Source organism: Aquiflexum sp. (assembly GCF_041749095.1).
Taxonomy (GTDB): Bacteria; Bacteroidota; Bacteroidia; order Cytophagales; family Cyclobacteriaceae; genus Aquiflexum.
In genome coordinates this window covers 23,598-45,429 of record NZ_JBGTCA010000433.1, presented here as the reverse complement: position 1 = coordinate 45,429, position 21,832 = coordinate 23,598, and the positions used below count along the sequence as shown (strand labels likewise).

Below are 21,832 nucleotides of genomic sequence, written 5' to 3'. Positions count from 1 at the left end.
ATATTCCTAAAACCAAAGATTGAGGTTAGTTTAAACCTCTATTTAAGGTTTTTTGTTAGATGAAATAAACCCAATTACAATGTCTTTTTCCCCAGAGATTTATAAACCGGAGAATCATATCAGGATTGTTACAGCAGCCTCGCTTTTTGATGGGCACGATGCCGCTATAAATATTATGCGCCGAATTATCCAATCTACAGGTTGTGAAGTGATTCATTTGGGACATAACCGGTCAGTTCAGGAAATCGTCGATTGTGCCATTCAGGAGGATGTGCAGGCAATAGCCATTACTTCCTATCAAGGTGGCCATGTGGAATTTTTTAAGTATATGTATGACCTCCTTCAGGAAAAAGGAGCAGATTACATAAAAATCTTTGGTGGTGGCGGTGGAACAATCTTGCCTGAAGAAATCAAAGAACTTCATGAACATGGCATTACCAGGATATATTCTCCGGACGATGGACGTGCAATGGGGCTACAGGGAATGATCAATGATCTGGTCAAAAAATCTGATTTTCCTGTCGGAAAGGGTGTAACCCATGATGGGGTTTTTGAAAAATCAGATGCTAAAACCATCGCAAAGGCTATTTCTGCTGCCGAGAATTTCCCTGAAGAAAGTAAGTCCATGCTTCAGAAAATCAAAAGTACTGCATCTGAAAGTAAAGTGCCCGTGTTGGGAATTACAGGGACAGGTGGATCAGGAAAATCTTCCTTGGTAGACGAATTGGTCAGAAGATTTTTGGTGGATTTCAAGGATAAAAATATTGCCATTATTTCTGTGGATCCATCCAAAAGGAAAACAGGGGGTGCATTGTTGGGAGACCGTATCCGGATGAACGCCATCAACAATCCAAGAGTATATATGCGTTCCTTGGCCACAAGGCAGTCCAATCTGGCGCTTTCCAAATATGTTCAGGATGCCGTGGATATTGTCAAAGCGGCCAATTTTGACCTGATCATTCTTGAGACTTCCGGTATAGGCCAATCTGACACTGAGATCGTCGAGCATTCCGACATGTCACTCTATGTGATGACACCAGAATATGGTGCGGCCACTCAGTTGGAAAAAATCGATATGCTGGATTTTGCCGATATCATTGCACTGAACAAATTTGACAAAAGAGGGGCGCAGGATGCCCTGAGAGATGTCAAAAAGCAATATAAGCGTAACCATAATTTATGGGATATATCAGATGAGGAAATTCCCGTTTACGGCACGATTGCATCCCAGTTCAATGACCCAGGGATGAACAATCTTTACAAGGCAGTAATCCATAAGCTTGCTGAAAAGACAGGAGTTGATTTGACCACATCATATGAGGCCAACAAAGAGATGTCTGAAAAGATTTATATCATTCCCCCTGCCAGGATCAGGTATCTTTCCGAAATCTCCGAAAATAACAGAGGCTATGACAAATGGGTAGAAGAACAAAAAGAAGTTGCCCAAAAACTTTACAGCATCAAAAAATCAATAGAAGCAATCCAATCGGCGAAAGTTTCGGATGAGGATAGATTGGTCAAGGAACTTGAAGAAGTTTATGAACAGGTGGAATTGAACCTTGATCCAAAAAACAAAAAGTGGCTGGAGGAATGGCCTGAAAAGAAACAGCGGTATGCTGATGAATTTTATGTGTTCAAGGTCAGGGACAAAGAAGTGAAAGTTCAGACTTATTATTCTTCTCTTTCCCAAACTAAAATCTCCAAAGTAGCTCTTCCAAAATATGAAGCGTGGGGAGATATCCTTAAATGGGGATTAAAGGAAAATGTTCCCGGTGAGTTCCCATACACGGCGGGAGTTTTTCCTTTCAAGAGAGAAGGGGAAGATCCGGCCAGGATGTTTGCCGGTGAAGGAGGACCCGAACGGACGAACAAAAGGTTCCATTATGTTTCACGCGGACTTCCCGCAAAAAGACTGTCAACAGCTTTCGATTCAGTAACCCTATACGGTGAGGATCCTGATTATCGACCGGATATTTATGGTAAAGTAGGGAATTCGGGGGTGAATATCTGTTGCTTGGATGATGCCAAAAAACTTTATTCCGGTTTCAACCTTGCGGATCCGATGACTTCTGTTTCGATGACTATCAATGGACCTGCGGCAACCATGACGGCGTTTTTTATGAATGCAGCCATAGATCAGCAATGTGAAATCTATATCAGGGAAAATGGTCTTGAAGAGGAAGCGAACTCCAAAATCGATGCTTTGTATAAAGACAAAGGATCGCCAAGACCAACTTATAATGCTACAATTCCTGAAGGAAATAACGGGTTGGGACTGATGCTTTTGGGTGTTACGGGAGAGGAAGTTCTGCCTGCTGAAATTTATCAGACCATCAAAAAAGAAACGCTGAAAAAAGTAAGGGGAACTGTTCAGGCAGATATTCTTAAGGAAGATCAGGCCCAAAACACCTGTATTTTCTCTACAGAATTCTCCTTGCGGTTGATGGGAGATGTGCAGCAATATTTTATTGAAAAGAAAATCCGTAATTTTTATTCTGTTTCGATTTCCGGGTATCATATTGCCGAAGCCGGTGCTAATCCGATTACCCAATTGGCATTGACACTTTCCAATGGGTTTACTTATGTGGAATATTATGTTTCGAGGGGAATGGACATCAATAAATTTGCACCCAATCTATCCTTCTTTTTTTCCAACGGTATTGATCCTGAATATTCAGTTATCGGCAGGGTAGCCAGGAGAATCTGGGCAAAAGCCATGAAAATGAAATATGGTGCTAATGAACGTTCCCAAATGTTGAAATACCATATTCAAACTTCAGGGCGGTCCCTGCATGCACAGGAAATAGATTTCAATGATATCAGGACCACGCTCCAGGCCTTGTATGCCATTTATGATAACTGCAATTCACTGCACACCAATGCTTATGATGAGGCGATCACTACCCCTACCGAGGCTTCTGTAAGGAGGGCCATGGCCATTCAGTTGATCATTAATAAGGAATTGGGACTTGCCAAAAATGAAAACCCAATTCAGGGTGCTTTTATTATTGAAGAACTGACAGACCTGGTGGAAGAGGCTGTTTATAAAGAATTTGATAGGATAACCGAAAGAGGCGGGGTATTGGGTGCCATGGAAACCATGTACCAAAGAGGTAAAATACAGGAAGAAAGCTTACATTATGAAACCTTGAAACATACCGGTGAATATCCTATTATTGGGGTAAATACTTTCCTATCTTCTGACGGTTCCCCTACAGTAACTCCTGGTGAAGTCATCAGGGCCAATGAAGAGGAGAAGGAAGGACAAATCAAAACTTTGGAACTTCTAAAAGCCAGAAATATAGACAGGTCACAAGCGTATTTGAACGATCTTCAAACTGCCGCCGTTCTGAATCATAATATTTTCGAAAAATTGATGGAAGCAGTGAAATACTGTTCCTTGGGCCAAATTACGCAGGCTTTGTATGAAGTCGGCGGACAGTACAGAAGGAATATGTAAATTCAAAATTGCAAAATTATGAAATTGGAAAATTAAAAGATTTTGAACTCAATTTTCAGGGTTAATCTTTCAATTTTCCAATCTTTCAATCTTAAAATCAAAAAAGAATGAGCAAAAGAAACGTGACCGTCCGTATGAAGGCGGACTATGAATACGAGGCTACCAACCTTCAGGGAAATAAGGTGGACATAGACATGTATGATGCAGATGACAAAAAAGCCCAATCACCAATGGATTTATTGCTTTCGGCTTTGGGGGGATGCTCGGCAGTGGATGCAGTGCTGATGATGAAAAAGAAAAGGAAAACCATAGATGATTTTTATATCGAAATAGAAGGAACAAGGAATGATGGTATTCCGGCATTCTATACTGATATCGTGCTGAATTTTGTCATTGTTTCTCCAGATTCTACAGAGGATGAATTTAGAAAAGTAGTGGCGCTTTCTGTTGAAAAATATTGTTCAGTTGCTTCTTCTCTAAAGTCTAAAATTACCTTTACAACAGAAGTAAAAAGGCCGGCATGAGAGTGGTCAAAGAATTTACAAAAGAAGATGTCCGTATTTCAGTTTTTTCCTGGAATAACAAATACCTGATCAAGTTCGAATTTGGTCCTATGGAACAGACCTTTAAAATTCCCGAAACCGATATTTTAGAAGAATCTCAACTGGAAGGGTTTTATCATGGGATTTTTTTTAAAGCCGTACTTGCAAGATTTAAAGAAATGGGACAAACTTTTCAAAAACAACTTGAAAATCTTTAGCTTTAGGGATAAACCTTTAGTTGTATTATGAGGAACACCGGGTATTTAGTTTCATTATTATTGGTGGTTGTTTGTTCATGTAGCCCCACAGATTCAGCCGAAAATTCTGAAAATTGGTTAGAGCTTCAGGCGATGGCCTCACTCATGGACTATGATCTCAAAGAACTTGAAGATGAAATAATCAGCTTAGGTCAATATACAGAGAGCCTATTTGAGCATAGGGAGGAGTGGATTTCAAAAGCAGACCAATCTAAATACCGGATAAAAGGTGTAGCCGCAAATGCAGCACCTGATGCGGATTCAAGTATGAGTTCATTGTATATACCGGACTTGGGGCAGGACCTTAATGCAGTGATGGAAATGATTTACATTACCAATCCACTTGATAGTCTGTTCAGGGAAATTGTGAAAAGGAGAAGTGTGGTTTCTCAAGTGTATTTTAATTCCTCAGTACAATTAAATAGACTTTATCCACCATATGATATTTACAATATGCTTGAACCGGATCTGGATGTTACCTCCTTTAATTTTTATTATGAAGGAGATGAGGAACACAATCCCTCAAAATCCGCTGTTTGGGTACAGGAAATCTATATTGATCCGGTGGGTAGGGGTTGGATGATTTCCTTGCTTCAGCCGGTATATTATGCAAACAAGCTAATGATGGTTTTGGCATTTGATATTACCGTCAATGATATCATTGAATCATATATCAATAAATCAAATAAAACTTTGTTGATTATAGATGCCACCGGCACAGTGGTGGCAGGTAAAAACAAAGCTATTGAAGCACTGTCCTTACCTCCTTTAAAAAACCATACTTATACACAAACGATAACCTCTGACAGTTACAGGGTTGAAGATTTCAATTTGTTCAAAAGTAAAAGCAGAGAAGTCAGGAAAATGGCTTCTGACATAATTTTGGCCGGAGAAAAAATGTATGTATTGAATGATAATGGGGAAAAAATAACGATCAGGGCAGAAAGGATTGACCGCCTCAACTGGTTTATACTCGATTTGAATTTACAATGAGATCAAAAATCTATTCTTCTTTCTCATTAGGCAAAAGCTACTACAGCTGGTTTGTAGCCATTGGGATTTCTGTGATCTTATTGGTATTGTTTTTATCTTATAGTTTTTTTAGTGTTCTTAAGGAAAATCAGATCAATTCGAGAAAGCAGGCTTTTTCCAAGCAAGTTGAACTTGCGGCGAAAGATATTCAAACCGATTTTTCGTCCATGTATGATGATATGTTGTTTTTTGTAAACAATCTCGAACCATGGACTTACGAAAGGACTTCTAATGAAGAGCTTGCCTTTGAAAAAAGAGCTAGAAGGATTTTCAACAATCACAGGGATGTATTGGATACGATAATTGTGACCTTTCCAAATAGGGTAGTTTCATTTCACTTTGACGATCAGAACAATTTTTTGAAAACCATATTCGATAATTACAAGAAAGTGCCTAAAAGCAAAGGTGACGTGGTTTTTTCAAATCCCAACAAAGGTGTAGGTATCACAGTAAAGACTAATTTGACTAGATTTTTTGTTTACAAATTAGGCAATTACTATCTGGGTAAGTCAGGGGATAAATTTATTTACCGTGACGGTGAGTTTCTCACTCTTGGGCTCGAACAGCAGTTTGAAAACTACATCATTGAAGGCTCAATACTTTCAAGTATTGAACAAAATGTCAATGAAGGATTAAAAGGTGATTACATAGGTAATATCAGTTCCATTGATTCAAAGGAAAAATTAAGGGTACTTGTCCACCAATATCCTTTCATCCTATCTGCCTCTGATGAAAAGTTTGCTGTTGTTTTCATTCAGGATATTACCTACATAGGATTTGCGGTTTACAGTGCTTATTTCTATTTGCTTTTGGGACTTTTGGTTTTATTGGTTTTTGTGATTTTGATCCTATACAAGTTTATCAAAAACACCCAATATGCAAATGATTTACTCTCAAGAAAATCCGAAGAAATAGCAGAACTTTTTAGGAGGCAGACACTTCTGCTTCAAGAATCAAAGGGTTTTATTTATTTCCAAGGTGCCGATGGGAAAATGACCAAAGTGGGAGATGAGGTATATAATGTCCTGGGTTATCACAAAAATGATTTTATCCGAAACTTTAAAAGTTACATTTTAAAAGAAGACAGCCAAAGGTTGGACAAAATCATTGAGGATTCCAAAAATGAAAAAAAGGAAGTTGTAACCGCTCAGATTAGGTTCAGGAAATCCAACGGAGAGATTATTGTGGTAAGAGCCTTCGAAAAGTTACTATATAGTCCTGAAGGTGAATATCTTGGGAATGTTGGAATCTGTACAGATATCAATGATAAATACGAGTCCGAACAAGAACTTATCAAAAGTGAAAACAGACTCAGAGCAGTATTGAACAGCCTTCCGGACTTGATTTTCATATATAACAAAGATGGAATTTTTTTAGATTATTATGTTCAGGATGAAAGTCTGTTGCTATACCCGGCTTCAGATTCCATGGGAAAGACTTTGCTTGATGTGCTTCCTGATCCATTGAACAGGGAAATGATGGCTTTGTTTACTAAAGTAGTGCAGACTGGAAAGATGCAGACAATTGAATTTGAATTAATGCTGACGATTGGGAAAAGGATATTTGAAGCTAGACTTTTCAAGCTTGATGAAGGTAGAATAATCTCTATGGCAAGGGACATCACTGCCCAAAAATTGCTGGAAAAAGGACTGCAAGAGGCGATGTTGTCCGCAGACCAATCCAATAAAGCTAAGTCGGAATTTTTAGCAAATATGAGTCATGAAATCAGGACTCCCATGAACGGCCTTTTAGGTATTATTGGTCTTTTGGAGCAAACTAGACTCGATAATATTCAAAAAGAATACGTGGAAATCATCAAGGACTCGGGAGAATCATTGCTGAATATAATTAAAGACATTCTGGATTATTCCAAGATAGAAGCCGGAGAGATGTCTCTGGTCCCAAAAGTTTTCAATTTCAAAAAGGAAATTGAAAAATCATTAAGAATCTTTTCGGGAATGATCAGCGAAAAAAATATACTTTTTACCTATCAGTTTGAATCAATGTTGCCGGAGTATGTAATGTTGGATAAAGAAAAACTGATCCAAGTTCTCATCAATATTATAGGCAATGCTATTAAATTCACACCTGCCGGGGGTAGTGTCAACCTTAAGATATCAGGAGAGGAGATTTTAGAGAAAAGCATATTACTACATTTCAAAGTTACCGATACAGGTATTGGGATTCCGGCAGACCAAATAGATAATTTGGCTAAACCTTTTATCCAGGTTGATAGCAGTAATACCAGGCAGCATCAGGGAACCGGATTGGGCTTGGCTATTTCTAATAAGTTTATCGAATTGATGGGTGGACAATTGAGTATTGAAAGTGAGATCGGAATAGGGTCAACATTTGTATTTTCGGTTTTTGGAAAAATCTGGAATGAACAGAAAGGAATTTCTTCAAAGGAATTTATCGAAAATGAAGAAGACACCTTGTTTGATTGGAAAAATATGGCCGGGAAATATCCTCTCAAAATCATGATAGCTGAGGACAACAAAACCAATCTAAGGTTTATGGATTTGCTGATGGGCCAATTGGGATATACATATGATGTTGCATCCAATGGTGAAGAAGCAGTCAATATGGCAAAAATCAATGGGTATGATCTAATATTGATGGATATTCAAATGCCGGTCATGAATGGTCTTGATGCTAGCAGGCATATAAAAAAACGACGTTCAAATTCAGTTGAAATCATTGGCCTTTCAGCAAATGCATTTCAGGAAGATGTGGATAGGGCTATTGATGCTGGAATGGATGCATACCTTACCAAACCTGTGAAAATTGATGATTTAGCTGAAATTTTTAAAATAACTGCAGAAAAGAAGTTCAATAAAAAAGAGGTCGATTGACCACTTTTTTTATAGTTCGGTATTCAGATCAAAAGCTTCCAGATAATCTGCAACCCTTCTGACAAACATCCCGCCCAAAGAACCATCGACTACCCTGTGGTCATATGAATGTGAAAGGAACATCTTGTGTCTTATGGCTATCACATCACCGGTCGGTGTTTCGACTACCGCAGGCTTTTTCTGAATGGCACCAACGGCCAAGATTGCTACCTGTGGCTGCATGATGATAGGAGTACCCATGACATTCCCAAAAGAACCTACATTGGAAACGGTGTACGTACCACCTGAAAGCTCGTCCGGTGAAAGCTTATTGGTTCTCGCCCTGTTAGCGAGGTCATTTATTATTTTGGATAATCCGGTCAGATTTAATTGATCAGCATTTTTGATTACCGGTACGATCAGATTTCCACTTTGTAAGGCCACCGCAACTCCAATATTGATGCTTTTCCTTTTGATAATATTCTCACCATCAACAGAAATATTGATCATTGGAAAGTCTTTGATGGCTTTTGCCACAGCCTGAATGAAAAATGGTGTAAAAGTCAGTGGTTCACCTTCTTTCTTTTTGAAATTGTCTTTTACCTTATTCCTCCACAGGACTATATTCGTGACATCAGCCTCTACAAAAGACGTTACATGTGGCGAAATCCTTTTTGAATCCACCATCCTTTGCGCGATCATTTTGCGCATCCGATCCATCTCCATGATTTCATCATGTGCAGAAATACTCATTTCCACCTTTTGAGGAGTATATGAGGCCTGAGATGCTGAAACACTGCCTGACCTTGGCTTTTCTCTTTCTTTGATATAAGTCAACATGTCCTGCTTTGTGACCCTACCATCTTTACCGGATCCGGGAATGGAGGCTAATTCATCTTTACTTATTTTTTCCTCTTTTGCGATACTCAATACCAAAGGGGAATAGAACCTGTCATCAGCAATACTTGAACTACTGATAACCTTAGGTTCATCGAACAAAGTGGCAGTTTGTGAAGGTGCCGCCTCAATCAATTTTTCTTTTGCAGATTTACCATTTGGTGCGGATGCCTCAATATGACCATTTTCTTGCCCTTCCGTTTCTATAAGGGCAATGGCCGAACCAACTGCTACCACTTCACCTTCTTTGGCAAGGATTTTTTTAAGCGTACCTCCATGGATAGCGGGGACTTCTGTGTCCACCTTATCAGTAGCTACCTCGAGAACAGATTCATCCTGTTCTATTTTATCACCTTCTTTCTTGAGCCAAGTGAGTATGGTGCCTTCTATGATACTCTCACCCATCTTGGGCATCAGCATTTCTACAGTAGCCATGTTACTTTTATTTAATTGGGTTTATTTCCGAGTTTTAAAATTAAATTTTATTTTTTCGAATACAAAACTCCGATTGAAAATTTTTATTCTGTTTTATTCAATAAACATAATCTTAGCAAATTCAAAACCGCAACCCCAGTCAATTGAATATTCAGCATTCGGTCCTGGGTAAGCTGTAATTTTTTCGTGACGGTTTTGTCCTTCATTGCGCAAGCTATCCAAACTGTTCCTACGGGTTTTTCAGCCCATCCACCCCCAGGTCCTGCAATTCCACTGCTTGCAAGTCCTAAATCAGCCTCGAACATTTTTTTGATATTTTGGGACATTTGAATGACCGCTTCTTCGCTTACAGCACCAAATTCTTTTAAGGTTTCTGATTTCACCTCTAAAATCCTGTTTTTGAAATGATTGTGATAGGGGACAAGACTGCCCTGAAAATACTCACTGCTTCCGGCAATGCTTGTCATTAGATGGGAAATATAGCCTCCTGTGCAGCTTTCGGCAAGAGCAACTTTTTTATTTTGTTGTTTAAGAAGCCTTCCTATTGATTCTTCAAGTGTTTCCTTGTTATAACCGTAAATATACTTTTCAATGAGTGGTTTGACTTTTTCAATTTGTTTTTCCACATCATCATGAAGTTTAGCATTATCTTCTCCAAATGCGGTTAACCTAAGTTTGACATGACCAAGAGAAGGTAAGTAGGCCAGTTTGATGTGTCCAGGAAGATTTTTCTCCCAATCTTTGATCAAATCAGCTAACCAGCTTTCTCCTATTCCTACCGTTTTGACTACTTTATGATAAATATTTGGGAGGGGAAATAGCTCTTTGATTTTTGGTAACACATGATCCGACATAAGTTTTTTCATTTCATGAGGGACACCGGGCATTGACATCCAGACTTTACCGCTTTCATTGAACCACATGCCGGGGGCTGTGCCCAACTCATTGGGAACATAGGTGCACTTAGTAGGTAAATGTGCCTGAAGTTTATTGAGAGGAGTGAGTTCCCTTCCCCTTTTTTCAAAAAAAGTTCTGACAGCATCTAATGCTTCAGGCACCAATTCAATGCTGCAATTAAAATATTCTGCCAATAAAGGTTTGGTCAGATCGTCATTTGTGGGACCCAATCCTCCGGTCATCAGAATAATATCTGCTCTTTGTTCCGCCTCTCCAAATGCTGTCAGTATAGATTCCCTTGAATCTCCTACTGTACTTCTCCTAACTACCCGGACGCCGATTTTGTCAAGTTCCTGACTTATCCAATGACTGTTGGTATCTATGATCTGACCATATAGCAGTTCATCCCCAATGGCCAATATTTCTGCTTTAATTTCTTTATATTCTGTCATTTCTTTTGTAGATGACAAAGTCAAAATCATATTCGTTTTTTTCGTCTTTTTTGAAATGTTCCCGGGAAATCTCTTCCCATTTGTTTGATTCAATATCAGGGAAATAAGCATCACCTTGCGGGTAAGCATCTACCTCAGTCACGATAAGTTCATCGCATATTGGTAAGGTTTGACGGTAAATTTCTGCCCCACCAATGATAAAGACCTGTCCAAGGTTTTTGCTGATGCATAGCTTGATGGCATCTTCCAGTGAGTGAAAGACAAAATGACCTTCAGGAACCTTAAAATCTTCATTTCTGGTTATGACAATTGAAGTTCTGTTAGGAAGTGGTTTGCCAACTGACTCGTAAGTCTTTCGGCCCATGATGATATGATGACCGGTGGTCAGTTTTTTAAATAATCTCAGATCGGAACTGAGTTTCCAGACCAATTGGTTGTCTTTACCGATTACGTTGTTTTTAGCTTTCGCGACGATGATTGAAATTTTCAAAATAGTAGATTGTTTATTTGCTAAGTTATTAAGCTTTATCAAATCAAAAAAATGTAAATCTTCTAAATAAAAACCCCATTGCTACAAATATCCAAAACTCTTGGTCTATCTGGAACAATGGGATTTTATTTGTAAACTGAAAATCAGGCAATCAATCTATTTAATGTGGAATTAATATTTGCTAGTGCCTAACCTTTATAACAAATGATTAAATCTTTATTTTGATAAAATCAATCTTTGAAATTAGCCATACCTGGATATTCGGCCATCAGGAAGCTGTTGGGTTCGTTAGATTTCAGGTCAATGACTTTCATTTCCATCTTGCTTTTGTCTTTTTTACTTTCCATGTACGCTTCCATCATATTGCCGGTAGGAAGGTTGTTGAATAGATTGGGATTATGATCTTTCATTCTTGCTGTAAGAAATGGATTGTTTTGTCCCCAAAAAGAAGCATGACCGGTGATAGGAGTTTTTGTCACCCAATAATTGGTGATATTCTCATCTGTCTCGACCAAGTATTCCTCACAATCATAACCCATGATGGTTTTTGTATTCCCGGTTTTTTTGAATGAAACATTTTCATCATCTCCTTCTTCAATTGTATCTTCCATATCAACGGCCTTACTCATTGCAGCATAATCATAACCAAAAGCCATTCTCATTTTTTGACCGTCATTTTCAAATAAAGTAATGGAGATGTTTCGGTTAAAATCAAAAATCATGACATAGGTTTCTGAAGATTTTTTGTTTTTTTCCGAGAATTCCATCCCTGTGATACTAGAATCGTCTGATAAATATGATTTTAGATTTACAGGATCAATAGGTTTTCCCTTTTCATCCAATCCGGAAATTTCAAGCACAGAATATCCGGTAAAATCATAAGATTCATCTACTTCAACATCATTTTCGATGGCTTCCAGTATTTTCCCGATATCCATACCAGGAATTTTTTCCATATCCTCGGTGCCATACACGTCCTTAAGCATCTTATTAAGCTGTCTCATGGCGAGTTTTTCCATTTCACTTTCTACTTTTCGTTCGATAGCCCGACTGACCCCTCTTTCTGCAGCTCTTTTAAGTTGTTTTGCAAATTGGGCATGGGAATCCACTGTCGGGATTAAGAATATAACAAGTGTCAAAAGTTTGATAATATGTTTCATATTGTCTGGGGTTGGTTTAAAGCTACAATTTAAAAAAAATATCGAGGAACTACCTGTGGAAATGGAATAGATTCACCCTTCTTTTGAAAAAATTCTGGAATCAAACCTGAACGGAGAGATATTCACTATTTTGATCTTTTGGAGTTCAATGTGTCTGGGATTGATCAAAAAATTATAATCCCCCTTTACCACAGCAGATGGTACTTTGATAACTAAAAACCTGTTTTCTTGGATAAAATCGTCACCGATTTTCTGGGTATGATAGGAATAGGGGAACATTTCCCAATTTGCATTTAATTCCTGTATGGGTAATGAAGTCATTGAATCCTCGGGAAGGTATAATTCAACCATCATCATATCTTTCGGGATTTTTTGAAAATGCAGATGAACAGCTACTTCTGCCATTGCCAAAGCCCTGGAAGAAGCAGAATAGACAACGGGAGTTCCAATACTGTTCCATCTTCCTCCATAAAGTTCCGCCCCTTTGCCACTTAGATTTTCAGCATAAATACTGGTGGACAGCCTGAATACAATCATGCAAAGATGCCATGTTGGATTCTGCCCAATTCTTCTTTAACCAGCACAATCCCAAATGAAGTGTCCAATAGTGATAATGGAGTGACATTACCCAAAGGGATATTTTGGTCATGAAGCCACGATTGAAAAGTGCTTTTGTCTCCAAACACTTCCTCGCCAAATTTGAATAGCATAAAAAGGTCTAAAATCCTCTCTGAATGAATGGATTCAAAGGATTTGTTGTCTTTTTTGTATCGCTGAAGCGTACGATCTGATAAATGAAGTAAACCCGCCCATTCTTCAATATAGATTGGACTTCTGTCCAAAAAGTACTCAAACTCCCCAAAAGAAATCCCATCCCTGCTTTTGATGATCAACTTTTGGGTCAATCTTGGGGCTTTAGTGTAAGGCGATTCAAAATCACTCAATAGATTATCCATTTTCTCCGATTGTTTAACTGTCAATAAATTTACGACAATTGTCGGGGTTTTCAAATTCTTTTTCCTTTTTTTTGAGTCTATAAACAAATATTCATGGTAAGATCTGCAATATTAATTTTTGATAGGTCAAACTTTATTTCCCCTTAAAAATTCTTCTATCCCCATTCGCTTTTTTCCTTCTAATTGTAGCTCAAGGATTTTAAGATTGCCCTTTCCTGTTTGAAAAAACAAATTTGTCTTGCCATCAGAAAGAAACTCTCCTGTGTTTAGATTAGAAAGGACTTTATCTGATACTTCAGTTTTGAAGATTTTACATATTTTCTCTTGGAATTTGGTCCAAGCAGCAGGGTATGGCGAAAGACCTCTTACAAAATTATGGATTTCTTCAGCAGACATGTTCCAGTCTATTTCACAGGTTTCTTTAAAGATTTTAGGAGCATGTTGGAGATTTCCACTATCTGTTTGTGGTTCGGTGGTAACATTACCTCCGGCCACAGCTTCAATTGTTTTCAAAACCAATGATGCACCCTTTTTCATCAACCGTTCATAAAGAGTGCCCACATTGTCCTCAGGATAAATTGGTTCTTTTTCCTGAAAAATAATACTTCCCGTATCAATTTCATGCTTGAGAAAAAAGGTGGTCACACCGGTTTCCTTTTCTGCATTTATGATGGCCCAATTGATAGGAGCCGCCCCCCGGTAGTTTGGTAATAGGGATGCATGGAGATTAAATGTACCAAGTGGTGGCATATTCCAAACGACTTCGGGCAACATTCTGAAAGCTACGACCACCTGAATGTCCGCTTGGTATCCTTTGAGTTCTTCCAAAAATTCATCGGACTTCAGATTGGTTGGTTGAAGTACCGGAATTTGATGTCTGAGGGCTGTTTCCTTAACAGGGGATGGAATGAGTTTTTGTCCTCTTCCTTTTGGTCGGTCAGGTGCAGTAATCACAGCAACCACATTCCAGCCCTCTTTTACTAATAGCTCTAATGAAGGAACCGCAAAGTCCGGGGTTCCCATATACACAATCCTCAGGTCTTTATTCATCGACCAAAATTACGCTTCTTAATGGTCTCAACAAATTCCACTTAAATTGATATGTTTATCATAATCAAATGGACTATAAAATCACTGACTCTTAGTGTTTTAAAGTTCTACTAAAAATAAAAATATATTTTTAGTGAAATGAAATATTTATAAAAATTGGCACACATTTTATGCATATATAATTGTCCGGTGAGGACTTAAAAAAATCATCAATTATGAAAAAGACCATCCTTGCGATGACGCTTGCCGCAACAGCCCTATTGGCATCTTGTGGCAACAAAACAACTGAAGAATCTGAAGCTGAAGTTACTCCTGTTGAAGAAACTGCTCCTGAAGTTGAAGTTGAAGAAGTAGAAGTGATTGAAATCGAAATTGATTCGACTTCTGTAGAGGTAGAGGAAACTCCCTCAAATTAAAAAAAAATTAAAATAAAAGGCCTGCCGAAACGCAGGCCTTTTTTAATGCAAAAAAAGTCTCTGCAAACAGCAGAGACCTTTAATTGTTGGGACTAACCCTTATTTGAACTTAAACACTTATATAGAGAAACTCTACAAAGTATTCAAATGTACTTAATTAAATTACTTAAAAAATACCCAATAGAGGGTATTTTTTAATTTTGATTACTTATTTATGCTATTTAATAGTGATATAGTTAAATAATTATGAATACTTGACACTATCTTCACTTTATACCCTGTTTCAAGATGTTCCTCAAGTTTTAGTTTTTCTGCTCTGAAAGCTATTCAATCCGGGACATCATGCCAGAAAATAGGTTTTTTATTTTCCCCCTCGGATTGGCCTAGCACAGAATGAGTGGATATTAATAGTAAATCCAGATAGAATTTAAATATTAACATGTTGATTGTTTTTGTTTATAATTTGATTATTATTCCGTTTCATAAATAGTATATTGCCTGAAAATATCACCCATGATATAAGATGCAAAAATAATATGCATCATAGTTTTTATTTGCCAGGTATGAGTAGAGAGGAAAACTTTGACTTAAGGTCTTTTTTTGATCAATTAAAAGATCCTGTGATGGTCATTACCAAACAGGGTATTGACCTGATTAATCAATACTTCAAAGCCAATTTTATCAAATTACCGACACTTTGGAAGGAAGTGATCAGGGAAAATCAGTCCCATGAAATGTTGGACGGATATTTCGAAAATGGATCTTTACCGAATATTGAAATTTTTTCTGAGCTGGAGCAAGTCAATGGAGGTAAAATAAAATACCATTGGAACTTTATTGGATTTTCGAACGACAAAGAAAAATTAATCTGTGTTGGGAAAATCCATAAGTTTGACCCTTCTTTTGAGAGCCTCCCCAAGAATAATAAAAGTGGAAATCGATCCTTAAAAACATTTAGGGATTTACATTTGGCTGAGAGTATATTGATGCATAGCCATGATATGCTGGCAATCCTCGATAAGGATGGTATATATAAATTCATTAGTTCAGCGATCATTGATAAACTTGGAGTTGAGCCATCGAAAGTCATTGGTAAAAGCTATAAAGAGTTTGTTGATCGGGGAATTATTGTGATTGAAGAAGGCAATCTTCAAGATGTTTTTTTATCAGATAAAGAGGTTAATATCAACTTTTGGATAAATAAACCCGATGGTAAGCAGGTTTTTATCGAGAGCTACTCCAAAAACCTTCTTGATGATCCATTGGTTGAAGGTATTCTTTTCAGCGCTAGGGATGTCACGGAATATTATAAAGCCAAAAAGTCACTCCAAAAAAGGTTTGAACTTGAAAACCTGATCAACAGGATTTCCGCAAAATTTGTAAATGCAGATTTTGATGAAATTGACAACGTTTTCAGATTGTCCTTAAAAATGCTCGGTGAATTTGAAAAGGCGGATAGATCTTACATTTTTTTGGTCCACCAAGATCTTCATGAAATCGAAAATGTCTATGAATGGTCCGGAAAAGGCATAGACCCTCAAATACAGTATTTAAAGAATATTCCATTTAAGGAGGATGACCTTACCATTGAGAGTTTGACCAAAGGTGATATTTTGGTGGTACCTGATGTGGACCTTATGGCGGAAAAATTTGCGCAGGAAAGAGCAGTATATCAACAACAGGGTATCAAATCATTCGTATTGATCCCTATATTTTCAGAAAACAGATTAATAGGTTTTTTTGGCCTTGATGCAGTTCGTGAAAAGAGGGATTGGCACGAAAAAGATGAATATGTACTAAGGCAACTTGGTGATATTTATGCCGGCAGTTTTATCAACAGAGCCATAAAAAGAAGTTTAGATCGAAATGAAAAGTTATTGGCTTCTACAGAGATTTTGGCAAAATCGGGCTCTTGGAGATATAGTAATTCCAAAAAGAGACTTTTTTTTTCCAATGGTTTGAAGCGGATTTTTGATCTGGAAGATGAAGTGGATTCCGCCAGCTTTTCGCAGTTTATCACCAAGATATCCAAGAAAGATAGAATCGATTTTTTGGAAAATTTCCATGAGGCGATTAATAGGCTAAGTTCTTCGACAGGGACTTTTTCTACAAATACCAAAGTGGGCAAGGAAAAGTACATCAATTACAGTATTCAGGTCAGAAGATCTACCGAAAGCGAGGAAGTAGAGGTATTTGGGTATTGCACTGATATCACCCACAAAAGGGATGCTGAAAACTATCTCAAACTTCAGTCGCAAATTCTGGCACAGGTCAGTGACCCGATCTTTGTGACAGATAATGACTTTAATATCATTTATATCAATAGGGCAGGTCTAAAGGAATGCCAGATAAACGATGATGAGAAATATGAAGGTAAAATCACAGACCTGTTTGAATTTCTTATCCCCGGAGGCAGAAGAATTGAAGAATCTCTGAAATCATTGGGACCAGAGGAAAGTTTTAGAGAACAGATGGACCTGAGGTCAGGTGGGGGTGAGGCGGAACTTCATGAAGTGACCGTTCAGCATTTCCTCAATGATGATCAGGAGGAAATAGGATATTCTTTTATCATCAGAAACCTATCCATTCAGGTTAAACAGGAAGCAATAGCAAGAAAGGCGCAGATGATAGTGGAAAACAGTCCTGCTGTACTATTCACTGTTGATCCGAATGAAAATTTCAGGATAATGTATATATCTGATAATATCCGGCAGTTCGGCTATAGCTCCCCAAAGCTGATAGAATCAAAAACAAGTATTCTAAAACTGGTCCATCCGGATGATGTGGACATGTTGTTGGATTTCCATAATTCAAAAAAATCAGAAGAGGGAATTCCGGCTTTTTCCGGGGAATACAGGATACAAAAACCAGACGGATCGGTAAGATGGGTGGAGGACAGGACCAGGGAGGTTTATGACTCAGAAGGTAAAATTTTGATGCATGAGGGCATCATCCAGGACATCACAGAAAGAAAGATAAACAGGGAGGAAATTCTGAGAAGTCAGGAACGATACAGGGTATTGGCTTCAAATATTCCGGGAACTAGCGTGTTTCTTATTGATAGAGACCTCAGATATATCGTTGCGCAAGGGACAAACTTTGTGGATTGGGGAATGACATCTGCGGACTTTGAAGGAAAGACTTTATCAGAAGTCCATAAAAAGAATCTGAATGAAATTCAGCCGTTGGTAACCAAGGCTTTATTGAAAAATGAGATTGTTCAAAAACACATTGTTTTCAGAAAGCGGGTATATGAGATTACCGTCAGACCGATCAATTATGGAGGAGAGGTAGAGTATGCTCTTGGTATTTTAAGAGACATCAACGAAGAGCAACAGGCTAAAGAGGACCTGAAAAAGAATGAGGAGAAATACAGGAGGTTGGTCGAAGAATCAACTGAGATCATTTTTTCTTTGGCACTTGACATGACCATAACCTATATATCTCCCAATGTCAAGCAGTTTTTGGGTTATTCTCCTGATTATGTAATGGGTAAGAAACTGACCGATTTTCTACATCCTGAGGATCTGACCGGGTTTGCTGAAAAAAGCCGGGACGAACCTGATTTCTTCCAAAAAACCCAATACCATGAATTCAAGCTCAGGCATCGTGAAGGATTTTATAAGATTTTTAGTTCAAATGGCAAACTGGTATCTGATGATGAGGGGAATCAGATTTACTACACCGGGATTGCCAGGGATATTACAAAGTTGAAAGAGGCGCAAAAAGAGCTTTTTCTTGCAAAAGAAAAAGCCGAACAGGCCTCCAATATCAAGTCCCAGTTTTTGTCCATTATGAGCCATGAAATCAGGACGCCAATGAATGCTGTTATAGGAATGTCCCATCTCCTGATTGAAGATAATCCTCGGCCGGATCAATTGGAAAATCTGAGAACACTTCAGTTTTCTGCAGAAAATCTACTTGGACTGATCAATGATATCCTTGATTACAGTAAGATCGATTCAGGCAAGGTTGAATTGGAAAAGGTGAGTTTTGAACTAAATAACGTGTTCCACAGGATTTTACATTCCTATTCTTATCAGGCCAGAGAAAAATCACTTGACATTTTATTTGAATCTGATCCGAATTTGCCAAAAAATCTGATAGGAGATCCTGTCAGATTGGGTCAGATAGTCAATAACCTTGTTTCAAATGCAGTTAAATTTACAGAGCAGGGGAGTGTGAAAATCAGGCTGACCGGTGAAAAAGAAGACAAGGACTTTATTGCTATTAAGTTTGACTTTGAAGACACCGGTATTGGAATTCCCAAAGAAAAACTGGACCTGGTATTTGAGGCTTTTACCCAAGCAAGTACTGCGACTACCAGAAAGTATGGAGGAACAGGTCTTGGATTGGCCATTGTCAAAAGACTGGTGGAGCTTTTTGGTTCCAAAATCAAAGCATACAATAGGCCGGAAGGTGGAACAAGGTTTACTTTTACCATCATTTTTGAAAAGACCAAGTCAAATGATATACTTTCACCCAAAGGGAATGAAGACGGATATAAGATCCTTCAAAATGCCAGAATTCTTGTTGCTGAGGACAATCTAGTCAATCAGATCATGATCAAAAAATTCCTCAAAAAATGGGGGGTTGGAGAGGTTGTGATGGCCAATGATGGAAACGAAGCCATCAGTGCATTTGAAAAGCAGGATTTCAATTTGATCTTACTTGATCTGCAAATGCCGGATAAAGATGGTTTTCAGGTAGCTGAATTTGTAAGGTCTTTCCCAGATTCAAAAAAGAAAAACATACCGATCATTGCGCTTACGGCATCATCATTGATTGAAGTCAAAGAACAATTGGAAAAAGTAGGAATGGATGACTATATACCCAAGCCTTTCAATCCGGACAATCTTTACACCAAAATTCTGAAATTTCTGGAGCCATAATTTTGATGAAACTTAGGTTCAATTACGCTTTTAATAATAAATTTGGGATCAAATTGAAATTCATGAGAGCGTTTCTCCTAATCATATTTTCTTTTTCTTGTATCATCCCATTACATGGTCAGTCTGAAAGGACCAATAGAACTACTATGTACACCACTTTTGGAAAGACGGGTGCAAACCTCAGGGAATTTAATAAAATGCTTGAAGATAAGGGGCTTACTCCCATGCGAAACAGCTACTCCAATTTGAGTGTTGGCTATTTGACCCGTTTCAATGATTTTATCTTAGGTGTGGAATTATTTCAAAATCATGGACTTAAATCACAATTCAATAATTATGAAATAGATTATCAAACCACAAGATTTTATGTAAACGTTGGTTTTGCCTTTACAGAGGAAGGTAATTTCCAGTTAATTCATTACATGTCGTTTGGTTCAGGTTTTGTAAATTTTCAAATGTTAAGGGAAAATGAGGTTAATTCCCTGAATGGATTCTTACAGAATCCCGAACACGGTTATATTCTAAGGGAAGGCAATTTGCACAAGGGTACACTGAACATGTCAGGTTTTCTTACCGAAATTGGCTTTCAAATGACCTATGATCTTCCTATTCCGGGAAGAGAAGAGGCGTTTGAGCTGTTGGCGAGATTTGGATATTCATTCAGCCCTTTTGAAGATTCCTGGAATATGAAGGACATTAGCTTCAGTAGTATTCAGAGTGGTGCTTTTTTCAGGCTTGGTATGGGAATTTCCCTTCCCGACCACAATTATTTCTATAAAGATGCCTCGCTTGGTGCCCACCTGATATACGGGATGCATTTTACCAGACCCGAGGGATTCAATAAGAAGTTGGAAGAAAACGGACTTCAGCCTTTTACAGGAAGGCCCAATAATTGGGCATTAAAAATATTAGGGGAATCTAAAGGATTTCTATATGGATTTGATTTTTATAATTTAGGCTTGGCAGGTCAGGCGAATGAATCTAAAAGCCATACTTTGAATAGCCTGAGGTTTTATGCAAATTTGGGCATGAAATTTTTCGAAAGAAGAAATCTTGAACTTGGTGGTTTAGGTGGGTTGGGTTTTGCAAATATCAGGTACAGTCTTTTATCAAACGAAAAACCTGATTTTCCAAGGCTATTTGAGGAGCCACTACATGATGGATTTTTGAGAAATGCAGGTTTAATGGCAAAACCTGAAATTTACCTTTCTTATGGAATTCCTATTTCCTCAAACTCCTCATCAAAGATTATTTTGGGTGTACATGGAGGTTATGAACTCCCGCTTTCAAATTACAGGTTGGAAGAATTTTCAATGTACCAATATATGGCTAATCCTTATCTTCAGTTCAGTGTAGGAGTTAGGCCCTAATCTTCTATTTCAACAATCAGCTCAATCTCAACAGCTATATTTGACGGCAAAGCGTTCATCCCTACAGCTGAACGGGCGTGCTTTCCTTTTTCTCCGAAAACTTCCACCATCAGATCAGAAAAACCATTAATGACCTGTGGCTGCTCTGTAAATTCCGGTCCACAGTTGACCATTCCCAAAACTTTCACCACCCTTTTGACCCTGTTGAGGTTTCCAAGTTCTGCTTTTAATACCGCCAATTGACTGATGCCAACCAACCTTGCAGCTTCCTTTCCTTCTTCAACGGTCAGATCCAGACCGACTTTTCCAGTAACATACCCTCCTTCAGGAAGATTTGGCCCTTTCCCTGACAAAAACAGTAGATTTCCTGTCCTTACTGCATTTACATAGTTGGCCACCGGGGAACTAGGCTGGGGAAGTTCTAATCCAAGTTCTGTAACCCTCTTTTCGGCATCCCACGAATCAGCAATCGGGGTTTCAATGTTTTGATCGTTTGAAGGCTGAGAACATGAGATTAAAATCAGCAAAAGGGTAATTGAAAGAAGATTTTTCATATAAGTAGAAAGATTAATGGTTTTGAATGAATTCATAAATTAAGGGTACAATTCGGTAAATCAAATAGGTGTGATGGTGATTTATTTAATCGGCAATCAAAAATAGAATCCAATAGGAATATGATAGATTTATTGAAG

At 38.1% G+C, this 21,832-nt stretch carries 16 protein-coding genes; 8 read left to right on the top strand and 8 right to left on the bottom strand.

The annotated features are described in order from the left end of the window. Positions 1 to 79 precede the first annotated feature (79 nt). The 5 genes from ACEW8O_RS20060 to ACEW8O_RS20040 all read left to right on the top strand — a co-directional run bounded on the left by ACEW8O_RS20060 (position 80) and on the right by ACEW8O_RS20040 (position 8,146). Entirely contained in the window at positions 80 to 3,460 is a 3,381-nt protein-coding gene (locus ACEW8O_RS20060) for a methylmalonyl-CoA mutase family protein (RefSeq protein ID WP_373496409.1), read from the top strand. Positions 3,461 to 3,567: 107 nt separating this feature from the next. Then, a complete protein-coding gene (locus ACEW8O_RS20055; RefSeq protein WP_373496408.1) occupies positions 3,568 to 3,984 on the top strand; it encodes an OsmC family protein in 417 nt (138 codons plus the stop codon). Next, positions 3,981 to 4,220: a hypothetical protein gene (locus tag ACEW8O_RS20050; protein ID WP_373496407.1), complete on the top strand. Its 240-nt coding sequence runs from the start codon at positions 3,981 to 3,983 to the stop codon at positions 4,218 to 4,220. The genes ACEW8O_RS20055 and ACEW8O_RS20050 overlap by 4 nt, the downstream gene beginning before the upstream one ends. Before the next feature lie 27 nt (positions 4,221 to 4,247). Then, a complete protein-coding gene (locus ACEW8O_RS20045; protein ID WP_373496406.1) occupies positions 4,248 to 5,252 on the top strand; it encodes a Cache sensor protein in 1,005 nt (334 codons plus the stop codon). Then, positions 5,249 to 8,146 (top strand): response regulator, encoded by a 2,898-nt coding sequence (locus tag ACEW8O_RS20040; RefSeq protein WP_373496405.1) that lies wholly within the window; start codon positions 5,249 to 5,251, stop codon positions 8,144 to 8,146. Before ACEW8O_RS20045 ends, ACEW8O_RS20040 begins: the two co-directional genes overlap by 4 nt. 9 nt (positions 8,147 to 8,155) lie before the next feature. Here ACEW8O_RS20040 and ACEW8O_RS20035 read toward each other — a convergent pair whose 3' ends face one another. The 7 genes from ACEW8O_RS20035 to fmt all read right to left on the bottom strand — a co-directional run bounded on the left by ACEW8O_RS20035 (position 8,156) and on the right by fmt (position 14,462). Next, positions 8,156 to 9,457, bottom strand: coding sequence for a dihydrolipoamide acetyltransferase family protein (locus ACEW8O_RS20035; RefSeq protein WP_373496404.1), 1,302 nt, complete (start codon positions 9,455 to 9,457; stop codon positions 8,156 to 8,158). Between the two features lie 83 nt (positions 9,458 to 9,540). Next, positions 9,541 to 10,806: a competence/damage-inducible protein A gene (locus ACEW8O_RS20030; RefSeq protein ID WP_373496403.1), complete on the bottom strand. Its 1,266-nt coding sequence runs from the start codon at positions 10,804 to 10,806 to the stop codon at positions 9,541 to 9,543. Beyond that, complete coding sequence (locus tag ACEW8O_RS20025; protein WP_373496402.1) at positions 10,793 to 11,296, bottom strand: dihydrofolate reductase; 504 nt, start codon at positions 11,294 to 11,296, stop codon at positions 10,793 to 10,795. The genes ACEW8O_RS20030 and ACEW8O_RS20025 overlap by 14 nt, the downstream gene beginning before the upstream one ends. 230 nt (positions 11,297 to 11,526) lie before the next feature. Next, positions 11,527 to 12,456: a DUF4412 domain-containing protein gene (locus tag ACEW8O_RS20020; RefSeq protein WP_373496401.1), complete on the bottom strand. Its 930-nt coding sequence runs from the start codon at positions 12,454 to 12,456 to the stop codon at positions 11,527 to 11,529. 72 nt (positions 12,457 to 12,528) lie between these two features. Further along, positions 12,529 to 12,993 carry an RES family NAD+ phosphorylase gene (locus ACEW8O_RS20015; RefSeq protein WP_373496400.1) on the bottom strand — a complete coding sequence of 155 codons (465 nt, stop codon included), beginning with the start codon at positions 12,991 to 12,993 and terminating at the stop codon, positions 12,529 to 12,531. After that, positions 12,990 to 13,412, bottom strand: coding sequence for an antitoxin Xre/MbcA/ParS toxin-binding domain-containing protein (locus ACEW8O_RS20010; protein ID WP_373496399.1), 423 nt, complete (start codon positions 13,410 to 13,412; stop codon positions 12,990 to 12,992). The genes ACEW8O_RS20015 and ACEW8O_RS20010 overlap by 4 nt, the downstream gene beginning before the upstream one ends. Before the next feature lie 126 nt (positions 13,413 to 13,538). Beyond that, a complete protein-coding gene (gene fmt, locus ACEW8O_RS20005; protein ID WP_373496398.1) occupies positions 13,539 to 14,462 on the bottom strand; it encodes a methionyl-tRNA formyltransferase in 924 nt (307 codons plus the stop codon). Between the two features lie 215 nt (positions 14,463 to 14,677). Between fmt and ACEW8O_RS20000 the strand changes: the two genes are divergently transcribed. The 3 genes from ACEW8O_RS20000 (at position 14,678) to ACEW8O_RS19990 (ending at position 21,140) form a co-directional block, all read left to right on the top strand. Next, positions 14,678 to 14,878 (top strand): hypothetical protein, encoded by a 201-nt coding sequence (locus ACEW8O_RS20000; RefSeq protein ID WP_373496397.1) that lies wholly within the window; start codon positions 14,678 to 14,680, stop codon positions 14,876 to 14,878. A 536-nt stretch (positions 14,879 to 15,414) separates the two neighbouring features. Then, positions 15,415 to 19,770 carry a PAS domain S-box protein gene (locus tag ACEW8O_RS19995; RefSeq protein WP_373496396.1) on the top strand — a complete coding sequence of 1,452 codons (4,356 nt, stop codon included), beginning with the start codon at positions 15,415 to 15,417 and terminating at the stop codon, positions 19,768 to 19,770. A 146-nt stretch (positions 19,771 to 19,916) separates the two neighbouring features. Continuing rightward, positions 19,917 to 21,140 carry a hypothetical protein gene (locus ACEW8O_RS19990; protein ID WP_373496395.1) on the top strand — a complete coding sequence of 408 codons (1,224 nt, stop codon included), beginning with the start codon at positions 19,917 to 19,919 and terminating at the stop codon, positions 21,138 to 21,140. On the opposite strand, the gene ACEW8O_RS19985 is transcribed toward ACEW8O_RS19990, so the two are convergent. Then, entirely contained in the window at positions 21,137 to 21,694 is a 558-nt protein-coding gene (locus ACEW8O_RS19985; protein WP_373496394.1) for a RidA family protein, read from the bottom strand. The two genes, ACEW8O_RS19990 and ACEW8O_RS19985, sit on opposite strands and share 4 nt — an antisense overlap. Positions 21,695 to 21,832 lie beyond the last annotated feature (138 nt).

Excerpts from the sequence above, each read along its gene's own strand:
- ACEW8O_RS20060 (WP_373496409.1), top strand. The coding sequence starts at position 80 with ATGTCTTTTTCCCCAGAGATTTATAAACCGGAGAATCATATCAGGATT.
- ACEW8O_RS20055 (WP_373496408.1), top strand. The coding sequence starts at position 3,568 with ATGAGCAAAAGAAACGTGACCGTCCGTATGAAGGCGGACTATGAATAC.
- ACEW8O_RS20050 (WP_373496407.1), top strand. The coding sequence starts at position 3,981 with ATGAGAGTGGTCAAAGAATTTACAAAAGAAGATGTCCGTATTTCAGTT.
- ACEW8O_RS20045 (WP_373496406.1), top strand. The coding sequence starts at position 4,248 with ATGAGGAACACCGGGTATTTAGTTTCATTATTATTGGTGGTTGTTTGT.
- ACEW8O_RS20040 (WP_373496405.1), top strand. The coding sequence starts at position 5,249 with ATGAGATCAAAAATCTATTCTTCTTTCTCATTAGGCAAAAGCTACTAC.
- ACEW8O_RS20035 (WP_373496404.1), bottom strand. The coding sequence starts at position 9,457 with ATGGCTACTGTAGAAATGCTGATGCCCAAGATGGGTGAGAGTATCATA.
- ACEW8O_RS20030 (WP_373496403.1), bottom strand. The coding sequence starts at position 10,806 with ATGACAGAATATAAAGAAATTAAAGCAGAAATATTGGCCATTGGGGAT.
- ACEW8O_RS20020 (WP_373496401.1), bottom strand. The coding sequence starts at position 12,456 with ATGAAACATATTATCAAACTTTTGACACTTGTTATATTCTTAATCCCG.
- ACEW8O_RS20015 (WP_373496400.1), bottom strand. The coding sequence starts at position 12,993 with ATGATTGTATTCAGGCTGTCCACCAGTATTTATGCTGAAAATCTAAGT.
- ACEW8O_RS20010 (WP_373496399.1), bottom strand. The coding sequence starts at position 13,412 with ATGGATAATCTATTGAGTGATTTTGAATCGCCTTACACTAAAGCCCCA.
- fmt (WP_373496398.1), bottom strand. The coding sequence starts at position 14,462 with ATGAATAAAGACCTGAGGATTGTGTATATGGGAACCCCGGACTTTGCG.
- ACEW8O_RS20000 (WP_373496397.1), top strand. The coding sequence starts at position 14,678 with ATGAAAAAGACCATCCTTGCGATGACGCTTGCCGCAACAGCCCTATTG.
- ACEW8O_RS19995 (WP_373496396.1), top strand. The coding sequence starts at position 15,415 with ATGCATCATAGTTTTTATTTGCCAGGTATGAGTAGAGAGGAAAACTTT.
- ACEW8O_RS19990 (WP_373496395.1), top strand. The coding sequence starts at position 19,917 with ATGTACACCACTTTTGGAAAGACGGGTGCAAACCTCAGGGAATTTAAT.
- ACEW8O_RS19985 (WP_373496394.1), bottom strand. The coding sequence starts at position 21,694 with ATGAAAAATCTTCTTTCAATTACCCTTTTGCTGATTTTAATCTCATGT.